Annotated in this window: 27 protein-coding genes; 18 read left to right on the top strand and 9 right to left on the bottom strand. The window is 40.9% G+C overall.

Annotation, left to right across the window (positions count from 1 at the left end):
* Positions 1 to 628 precede the first annotated feature (628 nt).
* From ACHCNF_RS04980 to ACHCNF_RS04955, 6 genes are all read left to right on the top strand, one after another.
* Positions 629 to 1,543, top strand: coding sequence for an ABC transporter ATP-binding protein (locus ACHCNF_RS04980; protein WP_408071683.1), 915 nt, complete (start codon positions 629 to 631; stop codon positions 1,541 to 1,543).
* Positions 1,544 to 2,455 (top strand): ABC transporter permease, encoded by a 912-nt coding sequence (locus ACHCNF_RS04975; protein WP_408071682.1) that lies wholly within the window; start codon positions 1,544 to 1,546, stop codon positions 2,453 to 2,455.
* Positions 2,456 to 2,789: 334 nt separating this feature from the next.
* The gene (locus ACHCNF_RS04970) at positions 2,790 to 5,252 is read left to right on the top strand and encodes a DNA topoisomerase (protein WP_408071681.1); all 2,463 of its coding nucleotides are present in this window, start codon (positions 2,790 to 2,792) and stop codon (positions 5,250 to 5,252) included.
* Between the two features lie 3 nt (positions 5,253 to 5,255).
* Positions 5,256 to 5,615 (top strand): hypothetical protein, encoded by a 360-nt coding sequence (locus tag ACHCNF_RS04965; protein ID WP_408071680.1) that lies wholly within the window; start codon positions 5,256 to 5,258, stop codon positions 5,613 to 5,615.
* Position 5,616: 1 nt separating this feature from the next.
* Positions 5,617 to 5,946, top strand: coding sequence for a plasmid mobilization protein (locus tag ACHCNF_RS04960; protein WP_408071679.1), 330 nt, complete (start codon positions 5,617 to 5,619; stop codon positions 5,944 to 5,946).
* An 18-nt stretch (positions 5,947 to 5,964) separates the two neighbouring features.
* The gene (locus ACHCNF_RS04955) at positions 5,965 to 7,386 is read left to right on the top strand and encodes a relaxase/mobilization nuclease domain-containing protein (RefSeq protein ID WP_408072196.1); all 1,422 of its coding nucleotides are present in this window, start codon (positions 5,965 to 5,967) and stop codon (positions 7,384 to 7,386) included.
* A gap of 195 nt (positions 7,387 to 7,581) precedes the next feature.
* Here the strand turns inward: ACHCNF_RS04955 and ACHCNF_RS04950 are convergent, their stop codons facing one another.
* Complete coding sequence (locus ACHCNF_RS04950) at positions 7,582 to 7,719, bottom strand: hypothetical protein (RefSeq protein ID WP_408071678.1); 138 nt, start codon at positions 7,717 to 7,719, stop codon at positions 7,582 to 7,584.
* Between the two features lie 268 nt (positions 7,720 to 7,987).
* Between ACHCNF_RS04950 and ACHCNF_RS04945 the strand changes: the two genes are divergently transcribed.
* From ACHCNF_RS04945 to ACHCNF_RS04925, 5 genes are all read left to right on the top strand, one after another.
* Complete coding sequence (locus ACHCNF_RS04945; protein WP_408071677.1) at positions 7,988 to 8,272, top strand: hypothetical protein; 285 nt, start codon at positions 7,988 to 7,990, stop codon at positions 8,270 to 8,272.
* A gap of 295 nt (positions 8,273 to 8,567) precedes the next feature.
* Positions 8,568 to 9,185: a hypothetical protein gene (locus ACHCNF_RS04940; RefSeq protein WP_408071676.1), complete on the top strand. Its 618-nt coding sequence runs from the start codon at positions 8,568 to 8,570 to the stop codon at positions 9,183 to 9,185.
* A 54-nt stretch (positions 9,186 to 9,239) separates the two neighbouring features.
* On the top strand, positions 9,240 to 10,535 hold the full coding sequence (locus ACHCNF_RS04935; protein ID WP_408071675.1) for a GGDEF domain-containing response regulator: 1,296 nt from the start codon (positions 9,240 to 9,242) through the stop codon (positions 10,533 to 10,535).
* A 182-nt stretch (positions 10,536 to 10,717) separates the two neighbouring features.
* On the top strand, positions 10,718 to 11,611 hold the full coding sequence (locus ACHCNF_RS04930; RefSeq protein WP_408071674.1) for a transposase: 894 nt from the start codon (positions 10,718 to 10,720) through the stop codon (positions 11,609 to 11,611).
* Positions 11,557 to 12,045 (top strand): transposase, encoded by a 489-nt coding sequence (locus ACHCNF_RS04925; protein WP_408072195.1) that lies wholly within the window; start codon positions 11,557 to 11,559, stop codon positions 12,043 to 12,045. Before ACHCNF_RS04930 ends, ACHCNF_RS04925 begins: the two co-directional genes overlap by 55 nt.
* Before the next feature lie 25 nt (positions 12,046 to 12,070).
* Here the strand turns inward: ACHCNF_RS04925 and ACHCNF_RS04920 are convergent, their stop codons facing one another.
* From ACHCNF_RS04920 to ACHCNF_RS04910, 3 genes are all read right to left on the bottom strand, one after another.
* The gene (locus ACHCNF_RS04920) at positions 12,071 to 14,542 is read right to left on the bottom strand and encodes a methyl-accepting chemotaxis protein (protein ID WP_408071673.1); all 2,472 of its coding nucleotides are present in this window, start codon (positions 14,540 to 14,542) and stop codon (positions 12,071 to 12,073) included.
* 122 nt (positions 14,543 to 14,664) lie between these two features.
* Positions 14,665 to 15,231, bottom strand: a complete 567-nt coding sequence (locus ACHCNF_RS04915) for a transposase (RefSeq protein ID WP_408072194.1) — start codon at positions 15,229 to 15,231, stop codon at positions 14,665 to 14,667.
* Positions 15,228 to 15,986, bottom strand: a complete 759-nt coding sequence (locus tag ACHCNF_RS04910; RefSeq protein WP_408071672.1) for a transposase — start codon at positions 15,984 to 15,986, stop codon at positions 15,228 to 15,230. The genes ACHCNF_RS04915 and ACHCNF_RS04910 overlap by 4 nt, the downstream gene beginning before the upstream one ends.
* Positions 15,987 to 16,597: 611 nt before the next feature.
* On the opposite strand from ACHCNF_RS04910, the gene ACHCNF_RS04905 reads away from it, so the two are divergent.
* Together ACHCNF_RS04905 and ACHCNF_RS04900 are read left to right on the top strand one after the other, a co-directional pair.
* Positions 16,598 to 18,046, top strand: coding sequence for a methyl-accepting chemotaxis protein (locus ACHCNF_RS04905; protein ID WP_408071671.1), 1,449 nt, complete (start codon positions 16,598 to 16,600; stop codon positions 18,044 to 18,046).
* A 104-nt stretch (positions 18,047 to 18,150) separates the two neighbouring features.
* Positions 18,151 to 19,863 carry an EAL domain-containing protein gene (locus ACHCNF_RS04900; RefSeq protein ID WP_408071670.1) on the top strand — a complete coding sequence of 571 codons (1,713 nt, stop codon included), beginning with the start codon at positions 18,151 to 18,153 and terminating at the stop codon, positions 19,861 to 19,863.
* 400 nt (positions 19,864 to 20,263) lie between these two features.
* On the opposite strand, the gene ACHCNF_RS04895 is transcribed toward ACHCNF_RS04900, so the two are convergent.
* Positions 20,264 to 20,485: a hypothetical protein gene (locus ACHCNF_RS04895; RefSeq protein WP_408071669.1), complete on the bottom strand. Its 222-nt coding sequence runs from the start codon at positions 20,483 to 20,485 to the stop codon at positions 20,264 to 20,266.
* Positions 20,486 to 21,061: 576 nt separating this feature from the next.
* Here ACHCNF_RS04895 and ACHCNF_RS04890 point away from each other — a divergent pair.
* Together ACHCNF_RS04890 and ACHCNF_RS04885 are read left to right on the top strand one after the other, a co-directional pair.
* Complete coding sequence (locus tag ACHCNF_RS04890; RefSeq protein ID WP_408071668.1) at positions 21,062 to 21,190, top strand: hypothetical protein; 129 nt, start codon at positions 21,062 to 21,064, stop codon at positions 21,188 to 21,190.
* Positions 21,191 to 21,198: 8 nt separating this feature from the next.
* Positions 21,199 to 21,621, top strand: coding sequence for a flavin reductase family protein (locus ACHCNF_RS04885; protein WP_408072193.1), 423 nt, complete (start codon positions 21,199 to 21,201; stop codon positions 21,619 to 21,621).
* A 36-nt stretch (positions 21,622 to 21,657) separates the two neighbouring features.
* Here ACHCNF_RS04885 and ACHCNF_RS04880 read toward each other — a convergent pair whose 3' ends face one another.
* A complete protein-coding gene (locus tag ACHCNF_RS04880; protein ID WP_013282515.1) occupies positions 21,658 to 21,990 on the bottom strand; it encodes a winged helix-turn-helix transcriptional regulator in 333 nt (110 codons plus the stop codon).
* A 145-nt stretch (positions 21,991 to 22,135) separates the two neighbouring features.
* Between ACHCNF_RS04880 and ACHCNF_RS04875 the strand changes: the two genes are divergently transcribed.
* Entirely contained in the window at positions 22,136 to 22,489 is a 354-nt protein-coding gene (locus ACHCNF_RS04875) for a cupin domain-containing protein (RefSeq protein ID WP_408071667.1), read from the top strand.
* Between the two features lie 3 nt (positions 22,490 to 22,492).
* Here the strand turns inward: ACHCNF_RS04875 and ACHCNF_RS04870 are convergent, their stop codons facing one another.
* From ACHCNF_RS04870 to ACHCNF_RS04860, 3 genes are read right to left on the bottom strand one after another with little or no spacing between them, the layout of a single operon-like run.
* The gene (locus ACHCNF_RS04870; protein WP_408071666.1) at positions 22,493 to 23,122 is read right to left on the bottom strand and encodes an SOS response-associated peptidase; all 630 of its coding nucleotides are present in this window, start codon (positions 23,120 to 23,122) and stop codon (positions 22,493 to 22,495) included.
* 13 nt (positions 23,123 to 23,135) lie between these two features.
* The gene (locus tag ACHCNF_RS04865; protein WP_408071665.1) at positions 23,136 to 23,393 is read right to left on the bottom strand and encodes a hypothetical protein; all 258 of its coding nucleotides are present in this window, start codon (positions 23,391 to 23,393) and stop codon (positions 23,136 to 23,138) included.
* A gap of 37 nt (positions 23,394 to 23,430) precedes the next feature.
* Positions 23,431 to 24,387 (bottom strand): DNA polymerase Y subunit UmuC family protein, encoded by a 957-nt coding sequence (locus ACHCNF_RS04860; RefSeq protein ID WP_408071663.1) that lies wholly within the window; start codon positions 24,385 to 24,387, stop codon positions 23,431 to 23,433.
* Between the two features lie 35 nt (positions 24,388 to 24,422).
* Between ACHCNF_RS04860 and ACHCNF_RS04855 the strand changes: the two genes are divergently transcribed.
* Both ACHCNF_RS04855 and ACHCNF_RS04850 read left to right on the top strand, forming a co-directional pair.
* Positions 24,423 to 24,872 (top strand): macro domain-containing protein, encoded by a 450-nt coding sequence (locus tag ACHCNF_RS04855; RefSeq protein WP_408071662.1) that lies wholly within the window; start codon positions 24,423 to 24,425, stop codon positions 24,870 to 24,872.
* 20 nt (positions 24,873 to 24,892) lie between these two features.
* Complete coding sequence (locus tag ACHCNF_RS04850) at positions 24,893 to 25,888, top strand: SIR2 family NAD-dependent protein deacylase (RefSeq protein WP_408071661.1); 996 nt, start codon at positions 24,893 to 24,895, stop codon at positions 25,886 to 25,888.
* Positions 25,889 to 26,057 lie beyond the last annotated feature (169 nt).

The raw sequence follows: 26,057 nt of genomic DNA, 5'->3' as shown, positions 1-26,057 counted from the left end.
ACAGAAGCGATGGCTTTATACTGAACTTCGGGGTTTGCACTATTCGCATTAGTTACAATAAAGCCGGTACGTTGGCCGTTGGCATCCCTTATTTCAGAGACTTTCTTTATTTCGGAGATTTTGTTTGTTTCTGTATCACTCTTTGAATTAGGTTTGGAAGGCTTCTCAGGAACCTCATCCTTATCTTCTTTTGCCTTCTCGATAGTTGCTGCTACATAGGCAGAATCAGAATTAGCATAGTCTCCAGTGCCCAGGACTTTGTACCAGATAAGATGTAGTCTCCTTTTTAAATAGTTTTATAGATTTGGCTGGTGATATGAGTCTGATATACAAGAGTCGTATGTTTTGATAAGAAAACCGAAATTAATTCACTAAATAACATTATAACATTTTTGGCAAATATAAATGATTTATAGTTATGAATTTGACAGGCAGGTCCACATATTACTGTGATGACCTGCTTGTTTTTTGTCATGCCAAGGACAGGGAATAATTTATTTATGTCATATTGTGCATCTTACCTATTAAAAAATACAACTTACCGCAGAATCTGTTTTCATACCTTGTTAAAAATAATATTCTAAAGGCGCAGCAGGAAATAATCCTAAGAAAAAGGAGATTATAGAAAATGGAAGCGTTAAGTATTAAAAACCTGACAAAAAGATATGGCGACTTTACAGCAGTGGATGGTATTTCTTTTAAGGCCGAGGCGGGGGCCCTCCTGGGGTTCCTGGGGATAAACGGCGCAGGTAAATCAACAACCATAAACATGCTTTCTACATTGCTGTCTCCTACAGGGGGAGAAGCATATGTATGTGGATACAAACTTGGCAAGGAAGATATGGAGATTCGAAAATCCATCGGAATAGTCTATCAATCAAATGTGCTGGATGACTTGCTTACGGTAAAGGAAAATCTCATGATCCGCGCTCAGGCAGGAGGTCTTGATAAAGCTAAAATAAAGGCAAGGCTTGATGACCTTACGACACTTTTAAAGCTTGAACCAATTCTTCATAAAAGATACAGGCTGCTCTCAGGTGGCCAAAAGCGCAGATGCGAGATAGCCCTTGCTCTTATGCATTCACCAAAGCTTCTGTTTTTAGATGAGCCCACCACCGGACTTGATCCTGCCACCAGGATTGATGTATGGGAGACTATCAGGACTTTAAGAGCGTCAGAAGACATGACAGTGTTTCTTACTACACACTATATGGAGGAGGCCGCGTCCGCAGACAAAATCATCATAATCGATCACGGAAAAAAGCTTGCGGAAGGGACACCGTTCGAACTAAAAGAAAAATATGCAAAGGACAAGCTTAAGCTCTATTTTGATGAGGGAAATGAGAATGCAATAGCCGAGATCCTTAAAAAAGAAGATGTGAAGTCAACAGGCTACGGAGCAAAGCTTTCTCTTAGCGATTCACTTAAAGCTTATGATATTTTAAGTATGGTTCGGGAGAAGATCAACGGATTTGAGGTTATTCAGGGCAATATGGACGACGTTTTCTTAAATGTAACAGGCATGGGCAAGGAGGAAATTTAAATGAGACAGTTTATGGCATTAAGCAAGCGAAACATTCACATATATTTCAGGGATTTTTCAACGGTTTTCTTCTCAGTGCTTTCAACACTTATCGTGATTGCGCTGATGCTCTTTTTCCTTGGAGATCTTAACAATGAGGCGATACTTCAGGTAGTTAAGGGCACCCCCGGCAGAGACGCTGCAAGGGATAACAAGCTTGTATCTGAGATTATTTTTTACTGGACCGTAGCCGGCATCCTGGCCATCAATGCAGCCAGTGTGGCCCATGCATTTTATGCAAATATGATCAAGGATCGTGGCAGCAACAAGCTTAATTCAATAATGGTCATGCCAATAAAAAGGAGCATCATTGTTTCTTCGTATGTATTTTGCGCGTGGTTTATCAGCGTAATCATGGGGGTTTTTGCATTTGCCATAACAGACGTGATTGCAGCTATCAAAGGGTATGCCATCCTCTCGGCAGCAGATCATTTAAAAGTGATTGCCCTTATTTTCGTAAATGCCTTTGTATATTCTGCAATTCTGCTTTTCCTTGCAACAGTTAATAAAAGCGAGAACGGCTGGGGAGCATTCGGAATTGTGATTGGTACTGTGGCAGGATTCTTTGGTGGAATCTACCTTGCAATTGGTGGTTTGAATGACACTATTGTGAAGGTTATTAAGTGCTTCCCTTTCATTTATGCCACATCGGCATTTAGGAGTGTGATGTTAAAAGACGTTGAAGATGTATTCTTTACAGGGCTTCCTTCTGAGGCCAGAAGCACAACGGACCTTGCCATGGGAACAAAACTTACATTATTTGAAAATGAATTATCGCAACCGGCAGAAATTGGTATTCTTGTAATGGTAGGTTTGGTATTTATGGTGCTTTGCTCCGTAGTCCTGACATATTCCAAGAGAAAGGACAGGTAGAAAGCGAGCGTCGGTAATAAAAGATGAACTAAATAAAGATTGTTAACACAGCAATTACGAAACGAAATCGATAAATTCAAATCTTTGCCATAAAATGAACGGAGAGTGTGCCACAGATGGGGATTGCGTACATGCAATCCCTATTATTTTGAAATTATAGTTAGCATAGACTAACAAAAAGAGTTATAATGACGATATATATGGACGCTACGGGCGATATTGTAAAAAGAGGGTCTTGAAAAGTGTTAAAGAATTATAACAAGGATGGGCAAAAGCTACCGTTGTTTGGAATAGGGCCATATATGATCTTTGTAATATGAAAGGCAGGTTTTAAATGTTTGACAAAAGGCTGATGGCCATGTGCCCCGAAAGCAAAAAATATATAGTGGGAAACATTTTCTGCCAGTGGATTGAGCTCATGATGAATGCGTTGATGATTTATATTATAGCAGGCGCAGTCGGAAAGCTTTACCGCGGCGAAATGACCGCAAAGGGCATGTTTTTGTCTCTGGGGATAATTGCATGCGTCCTCATCGTCCGTTTCTTTATGACAAAGAAAACAACGGAGATGAGCTATCTTGCATCAAAGACCGTAAAGCGTGTCATGAGAGAGCAGATTTACAAGAAGATATTAAGGCTTGGCAATATCTACAGAGAGCATTCAACCACAGCAGAGCTTGTGCAGGAATCTGTAGAGGGAGTGGAGCAGCTTGAGAGCTATTTCGGACAGTATGTTCCGCAGTTTTTCTACGCTTTCCTGGCGCCGATTACGTTGTTTGTTCTGTTCGGTATTGCCGGAAACTTTAAGGTCGCGGGGGTTTTGCTTGTATGCGTACCCCTTATTCCGGGAGCCATAATGATGGTCCAGAAGATTGCCAAAAAACTTCTTTCGAAAAAATGGAAAAAGGAAGATCTTCCTATAATCCCGGATATATTCAAGTATCAGGTTGCAGCTTCCACCAAAAAGCAGTTCCAGATATTGAAGGATCTGATGAATAGAGATGATGTCACAGTAGTAACAAATGCCTGTGATGCAGGACGTGAAGGGGAGCTAATATTCAGACTTGTCTATGATAAGGCAGGCTGCAAAAAGCCAATGAAGAGATTATGGATATCATCCATGGAAGATGAGGCTATAAGAAACGGTTTTGATAACCTGGCTGATGGGAAGGATTATGACAGGCTTTATGAAGCAGCACTTTGCAGAGAACGAGCCGACTGGATTGTTGGCATCAATGCCACAAGGTTTTTCACCTGTTCTTATGGACAGACCTTAAATGTAGGCCGTGTTATGACACCTACACTGGCTCTCACTGTAGAGCGTGAGGCACAGATCAGGGCATTCAAGTCGGAAGACTTTTATCAGGTACAGCTGGAAGGGAATGATCTCATCTTCACAGGAGAACGTATCCCTGATAAAGCTGAGGCTGATGATCTTGCGGAGAAATGTAGAATCGAGGGCAAGGCAGTAGTAACAAAAGCAGATATAAGTGAAAAGTTGGAAAACGCTCCTGCTCTTTTTGATCTGACTTCTTTGCAGAGAGAAGCTAATAAAAGATATGGCTTCACAGCTCAGCAGACTCTTGATTATGCTCAGAGCCTTTATGAGAAAAAACTACTTACCTATCCAAGAACTGACAGCAGATTCCTCACAGATGATATGGAGACAACAGCGAGTTCTATCCTTGAAATCATTGAAAACAAGCTCTCCATAAAGGTAACGGATGAGCTTAATTTCAAAAAGATTCTTAATAGCAAAAAAGTCACAGACCATCATGCAATCATCCCAACTGAAACACTTAGGTCGACAGATGTTGAAGCACTTCCTGAAGGGGAAAAGAAAATATTGCAGCTTGCAGCTACAAGGCTTGTCGAGAGTGTATCAGCTCCCTGCAAATATAAGGAAACTGTTGCAGAAGTCAGTTGCCTTGGGAAAACCTATACGCTTAAAGGGAAATATATAGCTGATCCCGGATGGCGAAGTGTAGCTAATACCAAAGATAAGGATTCGGATGAGGATAGCAGAGTTATTATTCTGGATTTTAAGGCAGGCGATACAGTTGCAATTGATAAATCTTCTGTGAAACCAGGGAAGACCACACCTCCAAAATCCTATACAGAAGATACACTTCTTTCTGCCATGGAAAAGGCAGGCTGTGATGAAATCCCAGATGAAGCTGAGAGGAAAGGACTTGGCACACCTGCTACAAGAGCCGGTGTTATAGAAAAGCTTGTCCGCATTGGATTCCTGGAAAGGCGTGGAGATAAGAAAACAAAATATCTTGTTCCTACGCATAAGGGCGAGACATTGATCACAGTTATTCCAGAATCCATCCAGTCAGCTTCCATGACAGCCGACTGGGAGCAGAAGCTCTTGGAAATTGAAAAGGGCAGCTATGATGCAGATGCCTTTATGATCGAGATTTCACAGATGGTAAGGAGCCTCATTGATACCTACAGGATAGTTCCTGATGCAGAGGTACTTATGCATCCTGTATATGAGCCTTTGGGTAAATGCCCTCATTGTGGAAGCAATGTAGTGGAGAAGTCCAAGGGCTTTTTCTGTGAGAACAAAGACTGCAAATTTGCTCTTTGGAAGGATAACCGTTTCTTCGATTCTCTCTCCAAAAAGCTTACGAAGCAGATCGCAGTGCAGCTGCTTACAGACGGAAAGGCAAGGCTGAAAAAATGCAGATCGGTAAAAACAGGTGAGACCTACGACACTACTGTGGTTCTATCTACAACTGATAATGGTCAGCCACAGTTCACTCTGGATTTCACGAAGGGAGGAAAATAGCCTATGGAGAAAAAGAGAAAAAATAAAATCAGGAAATGGGATGAAGTCGGCGGTGCAGTAGAAGTCGAGGAAGAAGTTTTGTCGGAAAGTCCAACTGAAGATCCCGGTGCCGGTCCATCTGTCAGCAGGAACTTCATGCGAGGCATTGAGGACATGGTTGAGCAGAATGATAACAATTTTGATGGTGTCATCAACAATCTTCCTGAAGATAAGACACCTGCTCAGAAGACAAATGCTGATGTTATAGAAGAGGAACAGGAGAAAAAATCTGTTCTTAAGAAACTTCAGGAAGCTTCCTATGATGTAGAAAAGCCAAAGCCTGTAACTCCTTGCTGCATCTGTAATGCCATGGAGAGATTCTGACATGCGTGAGTATACTGACAGAATCCGGGTATGGATAAAGCCCGGAGATAAGGAAAAAATCAGAAAGCGTATGGCAGAAGCAGGTATCAGAAATATGTCTGCCTATATCAGAAAAATGGCGATTGACGGTTATGTTATAAAGCTGGATCTTAGTGATGTGAAGGAGGTGTCACGCCTCCTTCGCATCAATGCCAATAACATCAACCAATATGCAAAAAGAGCAAATGAAACCGGCAGCATATATCTGGAAGATATCAAAGATATTCAGAGACAGCAGGAAGAACTTTGGATTCTTATGAAAGAAATATTACAGAGGCTTGCTACGATTTAGGAAAAGAGGTGATGACTTATAGCTGCTACCAGACTTATAGCCATGCATATGAATAAAGGAAAATCCATTCAGCAGTGCCTGAAGGACAGAACGGATTATGCTCAGAATCCTGAGAAGACAGATGGCGGTATTCTGGTCAGCAGCTATGAGTGTGATCCTAAGCTCGTGGAGGAACAGTTTGCTCTTGCAAAAAGAGAATATCAGCATAATACCGGTAGGGAAAATAATAATGATGTGATTGCCTATCAGATCAGGCAGGCTTTTAAACCCGGAGAAATCACACCGGAGGAAGCCAACAGAATCGGGTATGAAACGGCTATGCGCTGGACTAAAGGCAGACATGCTTTTATAGTCGCTACACATGTAGATAAAGCGCATATTCATAATCACATCATATATAATTCCACGAATCTTGACTGTAACAGAAAATTCAGAGATTTTCATTTATCAGGAATAGCACTCCATAAAGTCAGCGACATCGTATGCCTTGAAAATGGTCTCTCTGTAATTACTCCGAGGAAACCAAGTGAACGAAGCAAGCGCACTGTTTATCCTCAGCGGAAAAGCTACCGTGAAGAAATCCGTGAGTCCATTGATATCTGTATGGAGCAAAAGCCCAAAGATATGGAAGAGCTTATAAAGCTTCTTCAGGAAATGGGATACGAAATAAAACGCGGTAAATATGTTTCTCTTAAGGGTAGAGATCAAAAGAAATTCTTGCGAATGCGCTCTCTTGGAGCCGGTTACAGAGAAGATGATCTGGAGAAAGTCTTTTCCGGGGAAAGTGCATTTACACCTGATCCGAAGCAACAGCGTACTGACGAAAATGTTTATGTTAAACCTGAGCCAAAGGTGGATATGCTTCTTGATATCCAAGCTATGATAGCCAAGGGAAAAGGACCAGGCTATGAACGCTGGGCTAAGGTTCATAACATCAAGCAGATGGCACAGACACTTTTGTTTCTTGAAGAACATGGTCTCAGAGATTATGATGAACTCTCAGAAAAAGCCAAGGCTGCCTCCGAGAGATTTGGAGAAATTACTGAGAAGCAGAAGGCTCTTGAGGCAAGGCTTGTTGAGATAGCTGCGCTGAAAAAGCATATCATAAACTATTCCAAGACTAAGGACACTTATGCCGAATATCGCAAGAGCGGTTATAGCAAAAAGTTCTTTGAAGAGCACAGGGAGGCTATCACTCTTTGTAAAGCTGCTAAGGAAGCTTTCTCCAAGATCGAGGGTAAACTTCCTAAGATCAAAGAACTGAATCAGGAATACAGCGAAGTCCTTCAGGAAAAGAAAAAGACCTATGCCGAGTACCGGCAGGCGAAGCAGGATATGAAAGATATACAGATGGCAAAATACAATGTTGATCTGTTCCTCAATTTTGAGGAGCAGAAAGAGCAGGCTGAAAAGCAAAAGACAACTGAACAGATACGTTAAGACCGAGGGAGATTTCATTGTGGCGACACAGTGGAGTCTCCCTCTTTTTTGCGTTATAGGCAAATGCACTCAGCGTCAGTTTATCTGATGCGTGGCTCCGAGTGATAACGAGGTTCAGGGGGATTGGGGAATGACCACCAACAAGCAAAAACGCGCCGAGGACCCTCGGCGCCCTGCTTGCGAAAATGAAAAAACTTAGTTGCTAAAGGTCAATTTGCCATTTTTGTGTATGGACGAAACACCCACTACACCGATGATAACGGCTGCAATAATACCAAGTGCGCCCATCATCAGGATCTTACCTTTTACAGACTGATAGAATTTACCCTTCATAGCGTATACCTCTCACAAAGAATGCTGTTAATCCGTGCATAAATATTCTGTTGCTATACCGCTTGTGCAGCAACGTTCAAGTGAGAAATTTATCTTAAGTTTTTATTAAATAAAAAAGCGTATTCTAATTTATTTTCCATGCTTTCTCATTTACCAAATCATCGTGCAATCAATACAAAGCTGATATCTTTTTTCATATGTTCTGGAATAATTACAACTTATAACCTTTGTTGGTACTACCTTGTTTATGACTTTAGAGTCCGGAGCATTGTTGACAATTATGCCTTCTCCGCTGTATTATCTTCTCGCTAGTTCGGAAGGGTATCAGTCTTCAAATGTAGCCAAGTACTTCCGTATCAACACAGGACTTTGGCAGAGTGACACCGCAGTTAATACAGAAGCGAACCTGGTACTTACTCTGCAGAATTACGGATCAAACGTTGATTACAGTTTTGTTTGGGGACAGGAACATACAATGGCAGAAAGAAGTGGCGACTCGACAACTAACTTCATCGAATGGGTAAACGAGTGCGTCAAAGAAGAAGCGCAGTAGAACTAGCTTCTGCAGATTATTTGGTGTACTAGGCTGCGGCAATCAGGGAAAGCATGGATGCAAGTACGGCAGTATAAGATGGTGTATCTGTAAGAATATGTGTTAAATTCCGAAGTTACCAACCTTTGCTGGTAGAGATAACAACTCTTTTTGTGTATGATGATAGTATATACTACAATCATCGGATTTCGCCGGAAAAATTATTGCTAAATTTGACCTCAACATCATTAAATAGGCCGACCGATAAAAGCCTGCCCGGCTCATTAAATAATCTGCATACGGAGAAATGGTTCATATGAAGAGAAAAAAACTTACAATGCTTCTGGCTTGTATTATTGCCGGCACGTTCATTGCAGGCTGTGGGAGTACAACACCAGCGGAAACAAATCTAAAAGACAAAGTGGTAAATGACAAGGATAATAATACAGATGTCGGGAATGACGGGGCCAATTCTGTATCTGAACCGATGGAGTCTTTTGCGGATCCGGTATCTGAAGAGGATAAAGCAGGCGCCGGGACAGATACCAACCAGAACAGCGAACCGGAAGAGAACCCATATGACGGAGGTCCTGACTGGGTAACGCTTGCCGATGAGTTTACATTACCTACTAACAGGATGTGCATCGAGGATGCGGTAGCAAAGTATTCCATTACACTTTATGATGACGGCAGGTATTTTGATTACGAAGGTGACATCGGTGATGTTATCCCGCAGTACAAGGACAGGGATCTTGACGGTGATCATAAGCCGGATGTGATAAGGCGCGAAGGACAGCATTACGTCTTCGAGCTGACCAGAAAAGGAACATTTTCTACGGATGATTACTCTGCAAGCCCGAATGAAGGTGAAGTGATACAGTTTCAGGATCTGGGATGCAGAAACTATGATGAGATAGAGATAGTCCATGTGTGATATTTTTCATAGGCTGCTGATATCTGATTTGAAGGAAATGGAGTAAGATACAACATGTCAATCGAAGACAATAAGTCAAGAAATGTATACAAACCGCAGATGATCATAAGATTACCAGATTATCCAGAATATGACCATTTCACTGAAATTATGTCTGAGATATACGATACAGTGATAGCACATGATAATGAAGAGATGATCCGCATGGTAATGGGCCCAAGGGAGCATCTTGCATGCATCGTCGTGGATGTTAAAAGAGGTATCGAGTATAACTTTGCCATGCATAAAAAAATGAAGGACGACATGAGATTTGTTTCTGTTCCTACGATTGCGGTAACGCTGAAGCATTCAAGAGACGACATGCTGATCTGTATCAATGAGGGGATAAGTGACTATATTGTCCTTCCCGAGGAGGATGAGCTGGTAAAACTCAGGGTAAACAATGCTATACGAAGCAAGGACTCAGCTACGATTGCAGAGATCGAGAGTATGCTAAAACAGCTTCCCTCTAATATCTATCTCAAGGACGCTATGGGGCGATATGTATTTGCAACTCATTATTGGCATCACCTGAATGATTCTGAAGAGCAGGAATGGAGCATCCGGGGTAAGACAGATATTGACATACGAAAGGACAAAGAAAATGCCAGGCTTGCAATGGAGTCCGATCAGCGCATAATACAGACAGGTGTCGGCGCGAACTATATCATTGAGGAAAAATCCGATGAAAAGACAGAGTACCTGGAGGTGATAAAGAGCCCTATCTTCGACAACAACGGAAATGTGAACGGGATAATAGGGCTTATCAATGATGTTACTGAGCAACAACTGCTAAAAACGGAGCTGGAGGAGAAATCCAAACGGGATCGTCTTACCGGTCTTTACAACAAGGCAACATGTGAAGATATGATTCGCGCATCGCTTCTTTCGGCAAAAGAGAACGAAACCATGGCGATCCTTCTTATCGATACGGACAGGTTCAAGAACATAAATGATACATATGGACACACGGTGGGAGATAAGGTCCTAGGACAGATCGGAAGTGTCATTAGTGATATCTTTAAGGGAATGGATATCTGTGGAAGATTTGGAGGGGATGAATTTTTAGTCCTTATGAAAAACGTAAATAGCAGGGATGATGCAGCAACATTGGGAAAAGAGCTTATCTGCTTCCTCAAGGAAAGAATAAAAAATGAGGTTTACGCGAAAGATGTCAGTCTCTCTATCGGTGTTGCCCTTTATCCTGAGCACGGAAAGACACTTTTGGAAATCTTAAGTGCCGCGGACGAAGCTCTGTACTATGTCAAAGATCACGGTAGGGACGGAATATACATATATCAGTCCAAATAATGAACCAACACCCCCGTCCCAATGTCATTTAGATAAGCCGTCGACTTTTTAATTGAATAGTTATCCCAAATCAGAGGTGAAATACCCTCTGATTTTTTTACGCTTTTAAAAAAAAGCTTGACAAGTCAGCCAAAAAATGTTGCCGCGCCTTGATTATAAGACGTTTTTACGGAGGTGCTGATATGTCATTTACTGTTACTGAAATACGTCAAAATCTATTTTCTGTTTTAGAATCTTTGTTAGCACGAAGAGATGAATTTTTGAAAAATCCCTCTTCTGACTTCACAAGAAAAAAGAAGATTTCCTTTGCTCAAACAATGTTATTTCCGATGATCGCAGGTGCAGATAATGTCGCAACTGAACTATTGGATATGTTTGGAGAAAATGAACTCCCGCTTCCATCAGCTATGATCCAGCGACGTAATCAGGTTAAAAAGGAAGCATTCCAGGAATTGTTTTATATGTTTAATAAAAGCATTCCAATGTCGAAAACATTTCACGGATATCAGCTTATTGCCTGTGATGGTACTCGTCTGAATCTTCCTTACAATCCATCTGATAAAAGCACTTTGGTTGATAACATAGAAGGCCGCAAGCCCTTTAACCAAGTACATCTGAATGCGCTTTACGATATCATGAATGACATGTTTCTGGATGTCGAAGTTCAGGGTATGCACGAAATGGATGAAAATAGTGCCTTTTGCAGATTTCTTGATAAGTACTCGAAATCTGATAGAAAAGTCATCTACATTGCTGATCGCGGCTATGGATCATTAAATAACTATGCACATGATCTTCATAATAATCAGTTGTTTTTGATTCGCATGAAGGAAAGTAATGCAAAAAGTTTATGCCCTGATAGACCTCACTTACTGGATAACGAATTTGTTGATGAGAAGGTTACTGTTCATGTTGGCCGCAGGTGTAGAAAAGGCAATAGCAAATATGAAAACTACCATCATGTAAAGGTGTACCATCGCTACGATTTCATTGCTTGTGGCACTGACGATATAGATTCGCTCTGTTTTCGTGTGTTGAAGTTTCCCCTATCCAGTGGGAAGTCTGCAAATATATAGCAACTAATCTACCGAAAGAAGTTTTTTCATTAAAAGTGATCAAAACTCTCTACAACCTGAGATGGGGCGAAGAAACAGCATTCCGTCATTTAAAGTATGCAGGAAACATGGTACACATACATTCAATAAAGCCAGATTTTTTGATACAAGAAATATACGGGAAGCTTACACTATATAACTTTTCGTCATGCATCACAAAGACTGTGACCAGGAAGAATGCCCTGAATAGTAGGCGGCCCCTGATGACCGTCTGTTTGCCTTTTTCAAAAATAGAATTTTTGACCGTAAACCCGAGAACTGGATATATTTTGTTTGGATTTATCATGGTTATAATAATATACTGTTATCAAGATTTATGCTATCTAAATGACATTGAGCTCGTCCTCCAGGACCATAGAGAGAATAAAAGAACGGGTATCATTCGAGCAGAATGATACCCGTTCTTTAGAAAGACGGCACTTAAACTTTGAAGAACTGAAGGTCATCCTTAAGGGTATCCGCGAGTCCCTTAAGTTCAGCAGATGTTTCTGCAAGCCTTGCAGTCTCATCGTTAAGTTTCGTCATAGCCGTTGATGTTGTTTCAGCAGATGCTGCGTTCTCCTGCGAAATAGCTGAGAGGTTAGTCATAAGATCAACAACGGTTTCTCCTGCTTTTTCAGAGGATTCAGCCTGTCCAAGCACAGTTTCAACAGCTTCCTTCGTGAATTCAATGTTGTCACTTACGCTGCCAAATATTGCACTTGTAGAACTGATGCTGGTCTTCTGATCTTCAATAAGCTCTGTTACTTCGTTGATGGTTGCAACAGTTCTGTTTGACTCCTCAGACAGATCTCTGATGATTCCTTCAATAATTGAAGTCGACTGGTTTGTTTCATCAGCAAGCTTTGAGATCTCACTTGCCACAACTGCAAAGCCTTTTCCCGCTTCACCTGCTCTGGCGGCCTCAATACTGGCATTAAGTGACAGGAGGTTGATCTGGTTTGCAACAGAGGAGATAAGGGTTACAGCTTCCTGAATCTTACCTACAGATTCATCAGTCTTCTTAACCTGTTCTATAATCCTTCCAAATGCAGCATTTGTAGAATCGCTGGATTTTGTCAGGTTATCCATATTGTCAGTGGCTTCTTTTCCGTTGCTGCTCATATCTGAGGACTTGTCGGAAAGAGCTGAAACACTGTCAAGAATCTGCTGAATATTACTTCTGATATCAAATACACGTTGTGATGAGGTCTCAATATCAGATGCCTGTTCAGCGGCACCCTTTGATATCTCATTGATTGTTTCATTGATCTCACTTGCGACAGTCTTGGTTTTTGATGCACTTTCTTCAAGCATAAGTCCGGAATCTGCCAGTACATCAGACATGTTCTTGACCTTACTTATAGTAGCCTCCAGAATTTCAAGGAACTTATTAAGGCTTGAGGCAAACATTGCGAACTCATCATGTCCACTTTCATCTGCTCTGGCTTTAATATTTCCTGTTTCAATATTTTCTATTACAGCCTGGAAGGAATTAACACTTCTATTGATTCCAAGACTTACTTTCAGAAGGATAAGCATAAGAACTACAATACTTGCTATAAGAACCGCTATGATAACCACTGTCACACTTGTTCTTACAGCATTCATTTCTGTTACTGCCTGATTTTGAATGCTTTCACAAAGCTGACTAAGATCCGCATTCAAAACTGCATTATCTGCTTTGATGGTAAGGGTAGTAGCATCAATGTTCTTCAGCTCGTCAAACAGTGATTTCTTGGCTGCAAGGCTGGCAGCAGAAACCTCTGCAAGAGAAGGATCAGTTGTATATTTTGGAATATTGTCACTGATATCTGCAAAAAGGGCTTCAATTTCAGCAAGGTTAGAGGAAACATCTTTTCCTTCTACAACGAGTTTACTGTAGGTATCAGTCATTTCATCAAGGGATGTCAGGTTGGATCCAAATCCGTAAACACCCTGTACAGCACCACCATACTTAAAAGGTTCATCCGGAATATATACGGATGGATCTACATATAGCTCATAGTACAGAACCGGGAATTTTTCCATGTCATATGCTTTAACATCGATGGTTGTGGAAACCTCTTCCCATCTGTCATAGGTTTCATCATATTTACCGGTGACCTTAATAGCTCTTTCACCACCAAAGTCAGCAAACTCCGCGTTTTCAAGACCATCACCGGACTTTTCCATTGTTTCAAGTGGAGTAAGGTCAATTGCTTGTTTTTCAGAACCATTTACCAGTGCAATATTCTTTACAAAGTAGTCTCCCTTGTATGTGAAGGTTCCGCCGACACGGAATACCAGGCTGTTACGCTTACCAACTACAGGTAACTCCCTTTCATAGACATACTTAATATATTCTTTTCCATCTACATTCACAGGGGTTCCGGCAGCGCCAAAATTGGCATCTATCCAGGTTATTTCAACCCAGTCATTGTTGTTTACAAGGTTAGTAAAGCTTTCAGAAAGCTCATCACTTGAAGAAATATACTGCTGGTATTTTCCGATAGAACGGTCATAGCCACGGGAAGAGTGGTTAGCCAGTAAATCACTAAAGTTAGTTTTGCTGGTTGAAATCTTATCCAGGATAGAATCAATGGAGTTCTGATATGAACTATCAGCTATCTTTTTAAGGCGTAGAGCAGATTGCTCCATCTCATCAAGATTCGTAAGCGTGGCATTAAGATAAGCCTCATCAACATAGTACTGATACAGTGCATCATTACCGATATTCTGGGCCTGAAGAATGTTTATCTTGTCAACTGTTGAGACAACTTCGCTGTACTTGGCATTTCGATTGATGGAGCTAACTCCAACAAGACCAATGACAATTGCTGCAGCAATACCCAATATACCCATTACAAGGATCTTGCCCTTTACTGAGCGGATATAAGTGAATTTGGTGCTTTGTGTTTTCTGTTTGCTCATAATGTATCATCCCTCTCAAAAAGAATACCCCGTTTAGTCTCCCAACACCTCCGCATAGCTTGTATAAAATTAATTATATCATTCGATTAATAGGGTGCAATGCCTTTGCAAAAAGCTAAAAATTATATAAAAATAAAACCATCATTCAAATAGGGCAAAGATGATTGAAGTATAGATAAAAACTGCAACTGTAGGGAAAAACAAAGCCACAACGCTTTATATTTTTTTAAGATTCTTTGCCGCATATTTCGGATTTGTGATAAGGTAGGGAACAGGGATTTAAGGATAAAATGGACCATTAACCCAGTCCCAATGTCATTTAGATAGCATAAATCTTGATAACAGTATATTATTATAACCATGATAAATCCAAACAAAATATATCCAGTTCTCGGGTTTACGGTCAAAAATTCTATTTTTGAAAAAGGCAAACAGACGGTCATCAGGGGCCGCCTACTATTCAGGGCATTCTTCCTGGTCACAGTCTTTGTGATGCATGACGAAAAGTTATATAGTGTAAGCTTCCCGTATATTTCTTGTATCAAAAAATCTGGCTTTATTGAATGTATGTGTACCATGTTTCCTGCATACTTTAAATGACGGAATGCTGTTTCTTCGCCCCATCTCAGGTTGTAGAGAGTTTTGATCACTTTTAATGAAAAAACTTCTTTTGGTAGATTAGTTGCTATATATTTGCAGACTTCCCACTGGATAGGGGAAACTTCAACACACGAAAACAGAGCGAATCTATATCGTCAGTGCCACAAGCAATGAAATCGTAGCGATGGTACACCTTTACATGATGGTAGTTTTCATATTTGCTATTGCCTTTTCTACACCTGCGGCCAACATGAACAGTAACCTTCTCATCAACAAATTCGTTATCCAGTAAGTGAGGTCTATCAGGGCATAAACTTTTTGCATTACTTTCCTTCATGCGAATCAAAAACAACTGATTATTATGAAGATCATGTGCATAGTTATTTAATGATCCATAGCCGCGATCAGCAATGTAGATGACTTTTCTATCAGATTTCGAGTACTTATCAAGAAATCTGCAAAAGGCACTATTTTCATCCATTTCGTGCATACCCTGAACTTCGACATCCAGAAACATGTCATTCATGATATCGTAAAGCGCATTCAGATGTACTTGGTTAAAGGGCTTGCGGCCTTCTATGTTATCAACCAAAGTGCTTTTATCAGATGGATTGTAAGGAAGATTCAGACGAGTACCATCACAGGCAATAAGCTGATATCCGTGAAATGTTTTCGACATTGGAATGCTTTTATTAAACATATAAAACAATTCCTGGAATGCTTCCTTTTTAACCTGATTACGTCGCTGGATCATAGCTGATGGAAGCGGGAGTTCATTTTCTCCAAACATATCCAATAGTTCAGTTGCGACATTATCTGCACCTGCGATCATCGGAAATAACATTGTTTGAGCAAAGGAAATCTTCTTTTTTCTTGTGAAGTCAGAAGAGGGATTTTTCTAAAATTCATCTCTTCGTGCTAACAAAGATTCTAAAACAGAAAATAGATTTTGACGTATTTCAGTAACAATAAATGACATATCAGCACCTCCGTAAAAATGTCTTATAATCAAGGCGCGGCAACATTTTTTGGCTGACTTGTCAAGCTTTTTTTAAAAAAGCGTAAAAAAATCAGAGGGTATTTCACCTCTGATTTGGGATAACTATTCAATTAAAAAGTCGACGGCTTATCTAAATGACATTGGAACCGTCCCCTTGACTCACCCCTGACTCCCCTTGACTCCCCTTCAGGCGTCGGAAGCGAATGGCTTTCTGCGCCTTTCTTTGTTATGAGTCTATGGCGTAATTTCCCGTTTTGTATTATTAAAGGAGTCAAAAGAACCGTCCCAATGTTATTATGAAGTCAGGCGATAGTTTTCCCATGACTGACTTCATAACCGGATGCAAGATTGGTTTTAGAGTTATTTAATAATTGTTCACAACGAAATATTATATAATTATTTTGTCAGTTATTGTACAGTTAAATTCTGTTTTCGTGGCTAAAGGAGATAATTATATGACCCCTGACCAGTATGCAAGATCAAACAAAAAAGTATTTCATATCAACCTTATTATTGCCTTTACTGCGCTTTTAATGGTAGTGCTGGATGCTGCAACACACGGAATGAGCCTGGGGCTTGTCATCGAGATTGTCGCTGTCCTGGCAGGTGTGCTGCAGATGGCGGTTGGATTTATCAAATTCAGAGAGACCAGGTTTGGCGCAGTGGTCATTCTGGGAGGTCCGACTCTTTACTATATGGTTATCATGATAATACAAAATGATATGATTTTTTATGCATTCGCGATACCGGTAATGCTGTCGTGTATTCTTTATCTGGACTTAAGGCTCTATGTGGTGGGACAGATGGCTATGACCATAGGCGGACTTATTGTCCTGGTCAGAAATCTTATTGCTACAGGTTCGATACCCAGGGACCATTTTGTGGCCGGTTTCATAATCATTCTTGCGGGAATTGCCGGAATAGAGTCGCTTAAGATGAGGCGGACCCTGGTAAGAGAGGACGACGAGGCCATCAAGAAAGGGCAGGAGGCCCAGGAAAAGACCCGTATCCAGATGGTGGAGATCGCCAAGGAAATTACGGGGCTGTTTGATGAGGCCCATGGGGAAGTCGATGAGTTAAAGAGCATCATAGGAAGAAACCACGATGGCATGAGGGAAATTGCGGGCAGCACAGGAAATACCGCAGCTGCCGTGACAGAGCAGTCACATCAGATAGCAGATATCCATGAGCAGACGGAAGTGGCTGATGCCAAGAGAAATCAGATGGTTGAGATGTCCGAGAGCACGCAGAAAGCCGTTATTGATGGGACTAAGGTCATCGACCAGCTCAAGGACAAGACCGCAAATGTTGTTGAGATGAGTGATAAGACGGTGGCATCCACAAGAGCTGTCACTGAGAAGGTCGAAAAGGTTGAGAAGATTGTCGGTTCCATCATATCGATATCAAAGCAGACCAATCTTCTTGCGCTCAATGCTTCAATTGAGGCAGCGCGTGCGGGAGAAGCCGGGAAAGGTTTCGTTGTGGTTGCCGATGAGATAAGGCAGCTGTCGGAGCAGACCAGCAGTGCTTCAAATCAGATCACCGGCATCATGCAGGAGCTTTCCGCTGATGTTCAGAATGCGGTAGACTCTACCAATGCGGCAGCTGAGTCTGTCAAGGCTCAGGACATTCTTATCAGAGAGACCGCAGATACTTTTGAAGAGATCGGGGAGAACGTTGGAAACCTTATAGGAAGATTTAATGATATCGGTACTTCCATAGAAGCTATAGGAAGAAGTGCAACGGAGATCAATAATAATATTGCGAGCCTCGCCGCCACAAGTGAGCAGGTGGCAGCTTTGTCCGGTATGGGCGAAGAGGGAGCAAGGACAGCGGTGGAGAAATTTGATGAGTTTGATATTCTGCTGAAGGGGATATATGATCAGGCGCAGAGGCTGAAATAATGTAATACCGGTCAGAACCGTCCCAATGTCATTTAGATAACGGTACCCCCCTGACCCCATTTTCAATTTATAGTAATCTCGGACTGAGAACCAAAGGAGAAATAATGGCCACCTCAGATAATACTGATGAAAAATTGACAACACAAGATGATTTTTCAGAACTATTCATAAAATTCGTCGATGCCATGGTTGATTTTGAACATTTTTCCAAAGAAACCCTGGTTGATGTTCTTTGCAGATTGGCTCGTTCTTTTCGTCTGACCAAAGTTGTCACAGAGTTTTATAGGAGCAGTGTGGATGAAAAAGACGGCAAGGGAGAAATCCTCTGTGATTTCAATGAAGGTTCTGCGGACATTGTTGTGCTCAAAAAAGAACTCATTTCAAGAACAGGGGCTATAATTAGAGCCACAGCATATTCTGCCAAAGGCACAGAACATTTGAGCAATAAAGAAGAACAGCAGCTTGACATCTGTCTGCGTTCCATGATGAGTTACATAGGACGGAACCGTATGCAGACAGCAATCGAGAATCTCGCGTTTCATGACGACAATGGATATCCGAATTTTGTATATTTCTTCCGCCATCTTGAAAAAATGAATAAAACAGGTGGATTTAACGGCTTTACCGCCATTATGTATAACCTTAAGGATTTTTCTGTCATAAATCGTGATCTGGGATTCGAAGAAGGCAACGCCGTTATGAAAGCCCATTTCGATACTTTAAGGGATATGATTGGAAATAGTGGTACTGTGTGTCGTGTGGGCGGGGATAACTTCGCAGCTATATTCCCAAATGAAATGTTGGAGAAAATTCTCGCTTTTTTTGAAGGCACACCTATCATATATGACCGGCTGACTTCAAGCAGCGCAATCGTATCAGCATATGCCGGAGTATTTATCATTCCGAGTGATTTCAAATATGAAAGGCCGGGCAACATTGTTGAAATGATCCAGCCCACTTGTCAGACTGCAAAAATATCCGATGAAACTGATGTTGTATATGCGAGTATGCAGATTATAGAGGATAAAGAGAATGTTTCAAAAATCCGCAGACATTTTGAAGAAGCTCTAAATAATTATGAATTCCATGCATACTATCAGCCAAAAGTAAATGTTGAAACGGGCAGGATCATAGGCGCAGAGGCTCTATGCAGATGGATCAGGGATGGAAGGATAATACCACCTATGGATTTCATTCCGATACTCGAACGTAACACGGATATATTCCGGCTGGATTTCTATATGCTTGATCTTGTTTGTAAGAATATAAGAAAATGGTTGGATGAAGGGAAAAACGTGGTTCGGATATCTATTAACTGTTCCCGTAAGCACCTGGCTGATCCGGAACTTTTGGATAAAATCGTCAGTATAATAAACCGATATGATATCCCATATGAATACGTTGAGATAGAGCTAACCGAGACAACTACAGAAGGCGATTATCTTAAACTCAAAAAGCTGGTCGAAGGTCTTACAAAGATAGGTATACATACATCCATTGATGATTTTGGTATCGGCTACTCTTCCTTAAATCTTATCAGGGAGTTGCCATGGAACGTAATGAAGATTGACAGAAGTCTACTTCCGATATCTTCAACCGACCAAAAAGATCTCTCTACAGTTCTATATAATCACATAACAGCTATGGCATCTGACATGGGAATCGAATGCATTACAGAAGGTGTTGAAACTGCTGAGCAGGTTCAGATTCTTCATGACAATTATTGCTTATATGCTCAGGGATACTATTATGACAAGCCGCTTCCTCTGGATGAATTCGAGAAACGGCTTGAAATCGGACAGTATCCTATCAATTAACATGGCAATAATTTCCAACGCTTTTCCGCTATCCATAAACCATGTTACAGTAAAATTAATGAGGGCTTATCGGACTCCATTTGGTTGTCCTTTTATTAACCTTTTGCAAGAGTGCCCACTCTTAAAATGGGCTAAGCTGTAGACGGTCTTCCTCTTCACAAGGTCAAGATGTGAATTCCACCATGAGTTATGATTCAGTTAAAATCCACCTCATAAACAGGTGGCCGTTACTGCCGCCGAGTGGCCGCTGGTTATCGCATCAGTGGCCGACGGGCGGCGCAAAACGCAGCATAATTTTGTGCCAGGCATTTTTTAGTGTGATTATTCATTTTTTCCACGTATCAATGGACTCCCTCTGGATAATATGAGGGGGGAGCCCGTATTGCTCAATGTCATTAAGTTAAGATGACACTATAAAGATCTCTACATCTGAAAATGATGTAGGGGTCTTTTTTTCTATCATATGTGAATTGTCAAGGTGCGGCGCCACCTCATGTAAAGGAATCACTTCCTTGGTGGGTGGCTGAATATCGGAAACGATATCCACCTTTACCACGTCCTGCTTTGGAATGGCAAGGTCATGTATATCAAGATCTCTAGACTTAGGAATTTCATAATTCATTCGCCTAAGGGTTTTGATAGCTGATGCAAAAGTGTAGTGTTTTAGTCATACTCATTATGAGGTTTTTATGCGGAATGCGAAATCCGCCGAATTTTTTCGCGCTTACTCTTGAATACATCCTGTAGCCGCACAGGTTTGGTTTCAATGGTGATAGTTTTAGTCTGACCTTGAATCTGGGTTTCTGTGATACAGAGGTCGCCATCTTCAAGGTCTAATAAATCTGTGATACTATTCATGTATCCTCCTTCTTTAGTGTATTTTCCGCAAAAAGTATCATACGAGAAGGAAGAAAGAAGGACAATGATCCTTCGAAAAAAAGAAACAGGATTAACCAACAGACTATGTTGATTAATCCTGTTTTTTGATTATAAAAGGTCATTAGTACATCAAGAGGAACACAAATCCACTTGATACCCCACATACAAACAAATTCTTTTTCATAACATCCCTTCAGTGTAAAATCTGAAGGGTCCTCCCTAAAACAATACCGTGGCAATTTGTCACGGCTTTATTACTGAAAATACTTCCTCTGGAAGTACAGGAGAGATTGGATGCAGGAAATGATTTGCAATAATTATGGATGTTGATGCCGATAATCTTGGGCTTCCGGGCTCTGAACGTATAGATATCATTGATGTAAAAATTGATGATCTGATGCTTCGTGATGTCTTGTTACAGCAGGAAGGCTTGCGCGAGACAGAGTAGCGCTCGATCTGACGGAGAGCCACAAGACGGTTCAGAATATCAAGGAAAGAAAAGGTTTCGTCGTACATATCGCAGATGCAAAGCATGTCGTAGAGGCTGATTTTTTTGGAATTGCAAGTGGTAACAACATGAAGGACAAGTTTGAAAAGAGCGGACTTACTACAGTCAAGTCTGACCTTGTAGATGCTCCGATCATCAATGAGCTTCCTATCGCAATGGAATGCGAGTTTATCGAATACCAGAACGATGAGACAGGAATAGGAGTTATCGGAAAAGTCGTAAAAACCTCTATTGAGGAAGCAAATATGTCTGGAGACAAGGTTAATATAGATTCTCTTGAAGCTATCGCCTTTGATCCTTACACACATGGTTATTATAAGGTGTCCGGAAGAGTCGGAGAGGCTTTTTCAGATGGAAAGAAGCTCTTTTGATGGACAACAATTTACAATAATGAAAAAGCTGAGGGCTCAACCTTCAGCTTTTTCTATTTCTTTAATATATTCAAAGCCGAAAAGTTCAATCTGATCCAAGACCTTCCTGAATTTTTCGCCCATTTCGCTAAGACTATATTCAACTCTGGGAGGAACTTCGGCATATACCTTTCTGGTTATCAGTTTGTCATTTTCCAATTGTCTTAACTGTCTGGTCAGCATAGCTCTGGTGATGTCCGGAATATTCCTTTCAAGTTCGTTAAAACGTTGTGTTCCTGTACTAAGCTGAAAGAGTATAACTATGGCCCACTTACCTTGAAGGACTCTTTGAGTTGTGGCATAAGGACATTGACCGTAAATGCTTTTCATTAAAATTTTCTCCTTGTATTTCCGCAATAGTATCAAAAATGAGACTATGTATTATAAATGTTCGTACTTGTTTGAAATTGCCTAAGGGATAAAATGATGATACAACAAACAAAAACAAATATCAAATACATGGAGGAAAACAAAAATGTCAAATTTCAAAAAAGTAAACGTAACAGAGGCTCCTAGAGCAGAACTTCATGATGCTCTTGGTTTAACGGGAGCAGAGATAAGTATCAATCATCTTCCTGCAGGAGCAGGTGTTCCCTTTGTACACTCACATAAAAATAATGAGGAAATCTATCTTATTCTTTCCGGAAAGGGTAAGGCTGTAATTGATGGAGAGGATGTTGAAATCGCTAAAGGTGATGTGGTTAGAATTTCACCTGAAGGAAAGAGACAGTTTCTTGCTGCGGAAGATTCAGAGTTAAGCTATGCATGTATCCAGGTCAAGGCAGGTTCAATTGGTGGATTCACTGCAGAGGATGCAGTGATGTACTGATCCTCAAAAGACACCAGCTTTTTCCATAACCATATCTGATAAAGCAAACGGGACAATTTCAGCCGGATCTGATGCAGGGCTTATCCATTCATCTATTCTTTCTTTTGGAAGCATAAGTGGCATCCTGTCATGGATTTTGGAGAGCTCTGCTGTTGGCTCTTTGGTGAGAACCACAAATACAGGATAGCTGTCTTCGATGCGGTAAAGACCGCAGAGCCAGGTCACAGTGCAGCCTCTTGGCTGTATGGCATATTTATCACCGGTCTTGACCCTGCCATCTGCGCTTTTGAAATGTTCCCACTCAAAGTAATAAGAAGCTGGGATGATGCATCTGTGTGATTTCCAGGCGTCCTTGAAGGTGGGCTTTTCCATAGCGGATTCAACACGGGCATTGAAAAGGCTCCGTTTACCGTCTCTTGCAAGAAAGCCCCATTGCATGGGAAATACACTTTTTACACCTTTGGCATTGGGGGCTATTACAGGAACTATATCTGTTGGGCGTACTTCTCCATCAGTGATCAGCGGCCTTGCGTGGGTATCTATGAATTTACTTGTTAGAGATGACCTTAAAGCAATCTCAAATATATCTTTTAACTCCGGGAGATCCTTCTCCAGTGCATATCTGGTACACATATCGTTTTAACTCCTATGGATATTCCTCTATCTCTTCATAGCCGTTATCGGCATAGTAGTCTTCATTTATTTGCTCGGACTTTGCAAGTTCATCGCTAAAGCCTTTAAGAGCATCAAAGGGACTGAATATCTTGGCTCTTCTTCCAAGATCCATTGCCGGATGTTTTATGGAAAAGCTGTCAGTCTTATCATGCTTTGGTTTTCCCTTTAAAAAGACATCTCTGTATCTGAAATTGGAAGGTATTTCTATCACAGAACTTTCGCTATTCATCTGATTCCTCCGTTTCTAATAGACCGGAGGCTGTGCTTTAAGCTCTGTGACCTCCGATATGCCTATTTCTCTCTATAGTTGTTGCACCTTCAAGGAGATTTGTTCCTTTAAGAAGTGCATTTGCGCCATACCTTGTCCTGACTTCCAAAAGGGCAGCATGAAGTCTTTTTTCTCTGTTTAGTGCATCGTAATCTGTAAACAGATCCATCTGAAATATTCCTTCGTCGCTTTTTACATCACAGGCACAGATACCAAGTCTGCGGAATAGAATCCTGTGATCACTTTTTTTCTTTACATCTGCCATTATAAGGTCAGTAACCAGCTGAACACTGTTGGTTGCTGCACGCATACGCACTGTGCCATTTGAATGCGCGGGGTGAAGTCTTCCATACCAGTCGATGGAAAGTCGTCCATCATAGGAAGGGCAGTATTCAAGGCTCTTATAGTCATAGCTTATCCACCAGGTAAAGGTAGAGGATACGAGGTTTTTCTTATACATGTCACAGCACAGAATATCGATCATTTCCATAAGGACGATGCAGGCTTCATTATATTTGTAAGGACGGGGTAGCACCTGACCGTTGGAAAGAGAATGATTATCGGTCTTGTAGTGCTTGATGTCATACATGGTTACGGGTTCTATGCCCCATGCATGATCTATAAGGATCTCAGCATCGATTCCAAATGTCTTATAGAACCATTCTTCATCCCACTGTGTCCGCTGTGCTATATCGCCCATGGTGTACATGTGATTTCTTTCAAGCTTACCAGCCTTTCCATTACCTATCTGCCAAAAATCTGTAAGAGGTCTGTGATCCCAAAGAAGATATTTATAGGTATCCTCTGTAAGAGTAGCGATACGTACACCATCTTTATCAGCCTGAGCTTTCTTTGCAACTATATCCATGGCAACCTTGGCTAGATACAAATTTGTTCCGATACCTACTGTTGCAGTGATACCAGTACTTTTGAGGACATCCCTGATCATGGTCATAGCCATGATGTGAGCAGGAGATTCGCCTGTACGTTTTGCCTCATCTTCATAGAAGTGCAGGTAACATTATTCACTCGAAAGCTGGGCTTGGCCTCCGCTACAAGTGTAACTGCATAATGGAAAAGCAGGGGCATCCTGAACCTACAGGTCAGGCCAAAATCACTCCGGCATATAATTTACCTTGTGATTATGTTATTCATACCGTGGGTCCTATAATTCAAGGACCTCTGACTAAAAAGCATGAGCAGCTTTTGGCATCCTGCTATAAGTCATGTCTTGATATAGCAGAGGAAAACGGTGTTAAGAGCATTGCTCTTTGTTGCATTTCTACCGGTGTTTTCATGTTTCCTAATCAGAGAGCTGCTGAGATTGCTGTAGAGACAGTTAAAAACTGGCTTGATGAGACAGGCAGTGAGATGAAGATTGTTTTCAATGTATTTAAGGATCTTGATTTTGAAATATATGAAAAACTGTTAAATGGTTAAGCTATAAGGAGTGTTTTATAATGACAACGGCTAAGATCAGATCGTTTCAGCCAAATGGATATCAGGATACAATAAAAAAAGGTTTAAGTGCCATACATAGCTTTAACAGCGGTATGTCCCTTGGGAAAGATGATGATATAGAGCAGCTTGACAGATTAAAAGAAGAAATAAAGACAGCTGATGCTATTGTTATTGGAGCCGGGGCAGGACTTTCTACTTCCGCAGGGTTTACGTACAGTGGAGACCGGTTTAAAAAGTGGTTTTCTGATTTTGAAGAAAAATATGGTTTTCAGGACATGTATTCAGGTGGGTTTTACCCATACAAAACCAAGGAAGAGTTCTGGGCATATTGGTCAAGATATATCTACATCAACAGATACCTTGATGCACCTAAAGATACTTATACAAAGCTTTATAACATTGTTAAGGATAAAGATTACTTTGTGATTACTACAAACGTGGATCATTGCTTTCAGAAAGCAGGGTTTGATAAGAATAGATTATTTTACACTCAGGGAGATTATGGTCTGTTTCAAAGTATGAATCCTGCAATTAGGGAAAACTTTGATAATGAAGACTGGGTGATGAATGCCATGAAAACTCAGGGATTTGTTAAGGATGGGAATGGAATTTTTGCAATACCATCTGGCGGTGTGGTCAGAATGGAAATTGACAGCAGTTTGATTCCAAAGTGTCCGATTGATGGAAGTGATGTCACCATGAATCTTAGAAGTGATGATACATTCCTTGAAGATGGAGGCTGGCATAGAGCATCAGCGGCTTATTCTGATTTCCTTAGAAGACATGAAAATCTGCATGTGCTTTTCCTGGAACTTGGGGTAGGCAGCAATACACCAGTAATAATCAAGTATCCATTCTGGCAAATGACAATGGAAAATGAAAAAGCTACATATGCATGCTTGAATTACAAAGAGGCATACTGTCCCAAAGAGATAGAAGATAGGAGCGTATGCATTAACAGTGATATAGATGAGCTTTTGGATAAACTGGCATGATTTCAGAAAAAGAAAGATATTAATAAACTGCCATTAGCTAAAAGAGATATTTTCTTTATTCTTCAGAATCTTTATTATCTCGAATATAATACTTTTATCGAGAAAAAAAACGAGGTGACTTCTATAGTTAGCATACGTATTAAATATCATAAGCAATGGATCACAAATA

It is taken from the genome of Butyrivibrio sp. NATIVEDY162 (assembly GCF_045999815.1).
Taxonomy (GTDB): Bacteria; Bacillota; Clostridia; order Lachnospirales; family Lachnospiraceae; genus Butyrivibrio.
This window is presented reverse-complemented; position numbering and strand designations above follow the sequence as displayed.

Bases quoted from the DNA above. Each gene is read 5' to 3' on its own strand.
- ACHCNF_RS04895 (WP_408071669.1), bottom strand. From the start codon at position 20,485: ATGAATTATGAAATTCCTAAGTCTAGAGATCTTGATATACATGACCTT.
- ACHCNF_RS04860 (WP_408071663.1), bottom strand. From the start codon at position 24,387: ATGACCATGATCAGGGATGTCCTCAAAAGTACTGGTATCACTGCAACA.
- ACHCNF_RS04870 (WP_408071666.1), bottom strand. From the start codon at position 23,122: ATGTGTACCAGATATGCACTGGAGAAGGATCTCCCGGAGTTAAAAGAT.
- ACHCNF_RS04880 (WP_013282515.1), bottom strand. From the start codon at position 21,990: ATGAAAAGCATTTACGGTCAATGTCCTTATGCCACAACTCAAAGAGTC.
- ACHCNF_RS04890 (WP_408071668.1), top strand. From the start codon at position 21,062: ATGGATGTTGATGCCGATAATCTTGGGCTTCCGGGCTCTGAACGTATA.
- ACHCNF_RS04965 (WP_408071680.1), top strand. From the start codon at position 5,256: ATGGAGAAAAAGAGAAAAAATAAAATCAGGAAATGGGATGAAGTCGGC.
- ACHCNF_RS04975 (WP_408071682.1), top strand. From the start codon at position 1,544: ATGAGACAGTTTATGGCATTAAGCAAGCGAAACATTCACATATATTTC.
- ACHCNF_RS04910 (WP_408071672.1), bottom strand. From the start codon at position 15,986: ATGTTATTTCCGATGATCGCAGGTGCAGATAATGTCGCAACTGAACTA.
- ACHCNF_RS04970 (WP_408071681.1), top strand. From the start codon at position 2,790: ATGTTTGACAAAAGGCTGATGGCCATGTGCCCCGAAAGCAAAAAATAT.
- ACHCNF_RS04905 (WP_408071671.1), top strand. From the start codon at position 16,598: ATGACCCCTGACCAGTATGCAAGATCAAACAAAAAAGTATTTCATATC.
- ACHCNF_RS04900 (WP_408071670.1), top strand. From the start codon at position 18,151: ATGGCCACCTCAGATAATACTGATGAAAAATTGACAACACAAGATGAT.
- ACHCNF_RS04930 (WP_408071674.1), top strand. From the start codon at position 10,718: ATGTCATTTACTGTTACTGAAATACGTCAAAATCTATTTTCTGTTTTA.
- ACHCNF_RS04950 (WP_408071678.1), bottom strand. From the start codon at position 7,719: ATGAAGGGTAAATTCTATCAGTCTGTAAAAGGTAAGATCCTGATGATG.
- ACHCNF_RS04960 (WP_408071679.1), top strand. From the start codon at position 5,617: ATGCGTGAGTATACTGACAGAATCCGGGTATGGATAAAGCCCGGAGAT.
- ACHCNF_RS04935 (WP_408071675.1), top strand. From the start codon at position 9,240: ATGTCAATCGAAGACAATAAGTCAAGAAATGTATACAAACCGCAGATG.
- ACHCNF_RS04875 (WP_408071667.1), top strand. From the start codon at position 22,136: ATGTCAAATTTCAAAAAAGTAAACGTAACAGAGGCTCCTAGAGCAGAA.
- ACHCNF_RS04980 (WP_408071683.1), top strand. From the start codon at position 629: ATGGAAGCGTTAAGTATTAAAAACCTGACAAAAAGATATGGCGACTTT.
- ACHCNF_RS04865 (WP_408071665.1), bottom strand. From the start codon at position 23,393: ATGAATAGCGAAAGTTCTGTGATAGAAATACCTTCCAATTTCAGATAC.
- ACHCNF_RS04850 (WP_408071661.1), top strand. From the start codon at position 24,893: ATGACAACGGCTAAGATCAGATCGTTTCAGCCAAATGGATATCAGGAT.
- ACHCNF_RS04940 (WP_408071676.1), top strand. From the start codon at position 8,568: ATGAAGAGAAAAAAACTTACAATGCTTCTGGCTTGTATTATTGCCGGC.
- ACHCNF_RS04920 (WP_408071673.1), bottom strand. From the start codon at position 14,542: ATGAGCAAACAGAAAACACAAAGCACCAAATTCACTTATATCCGCTCA.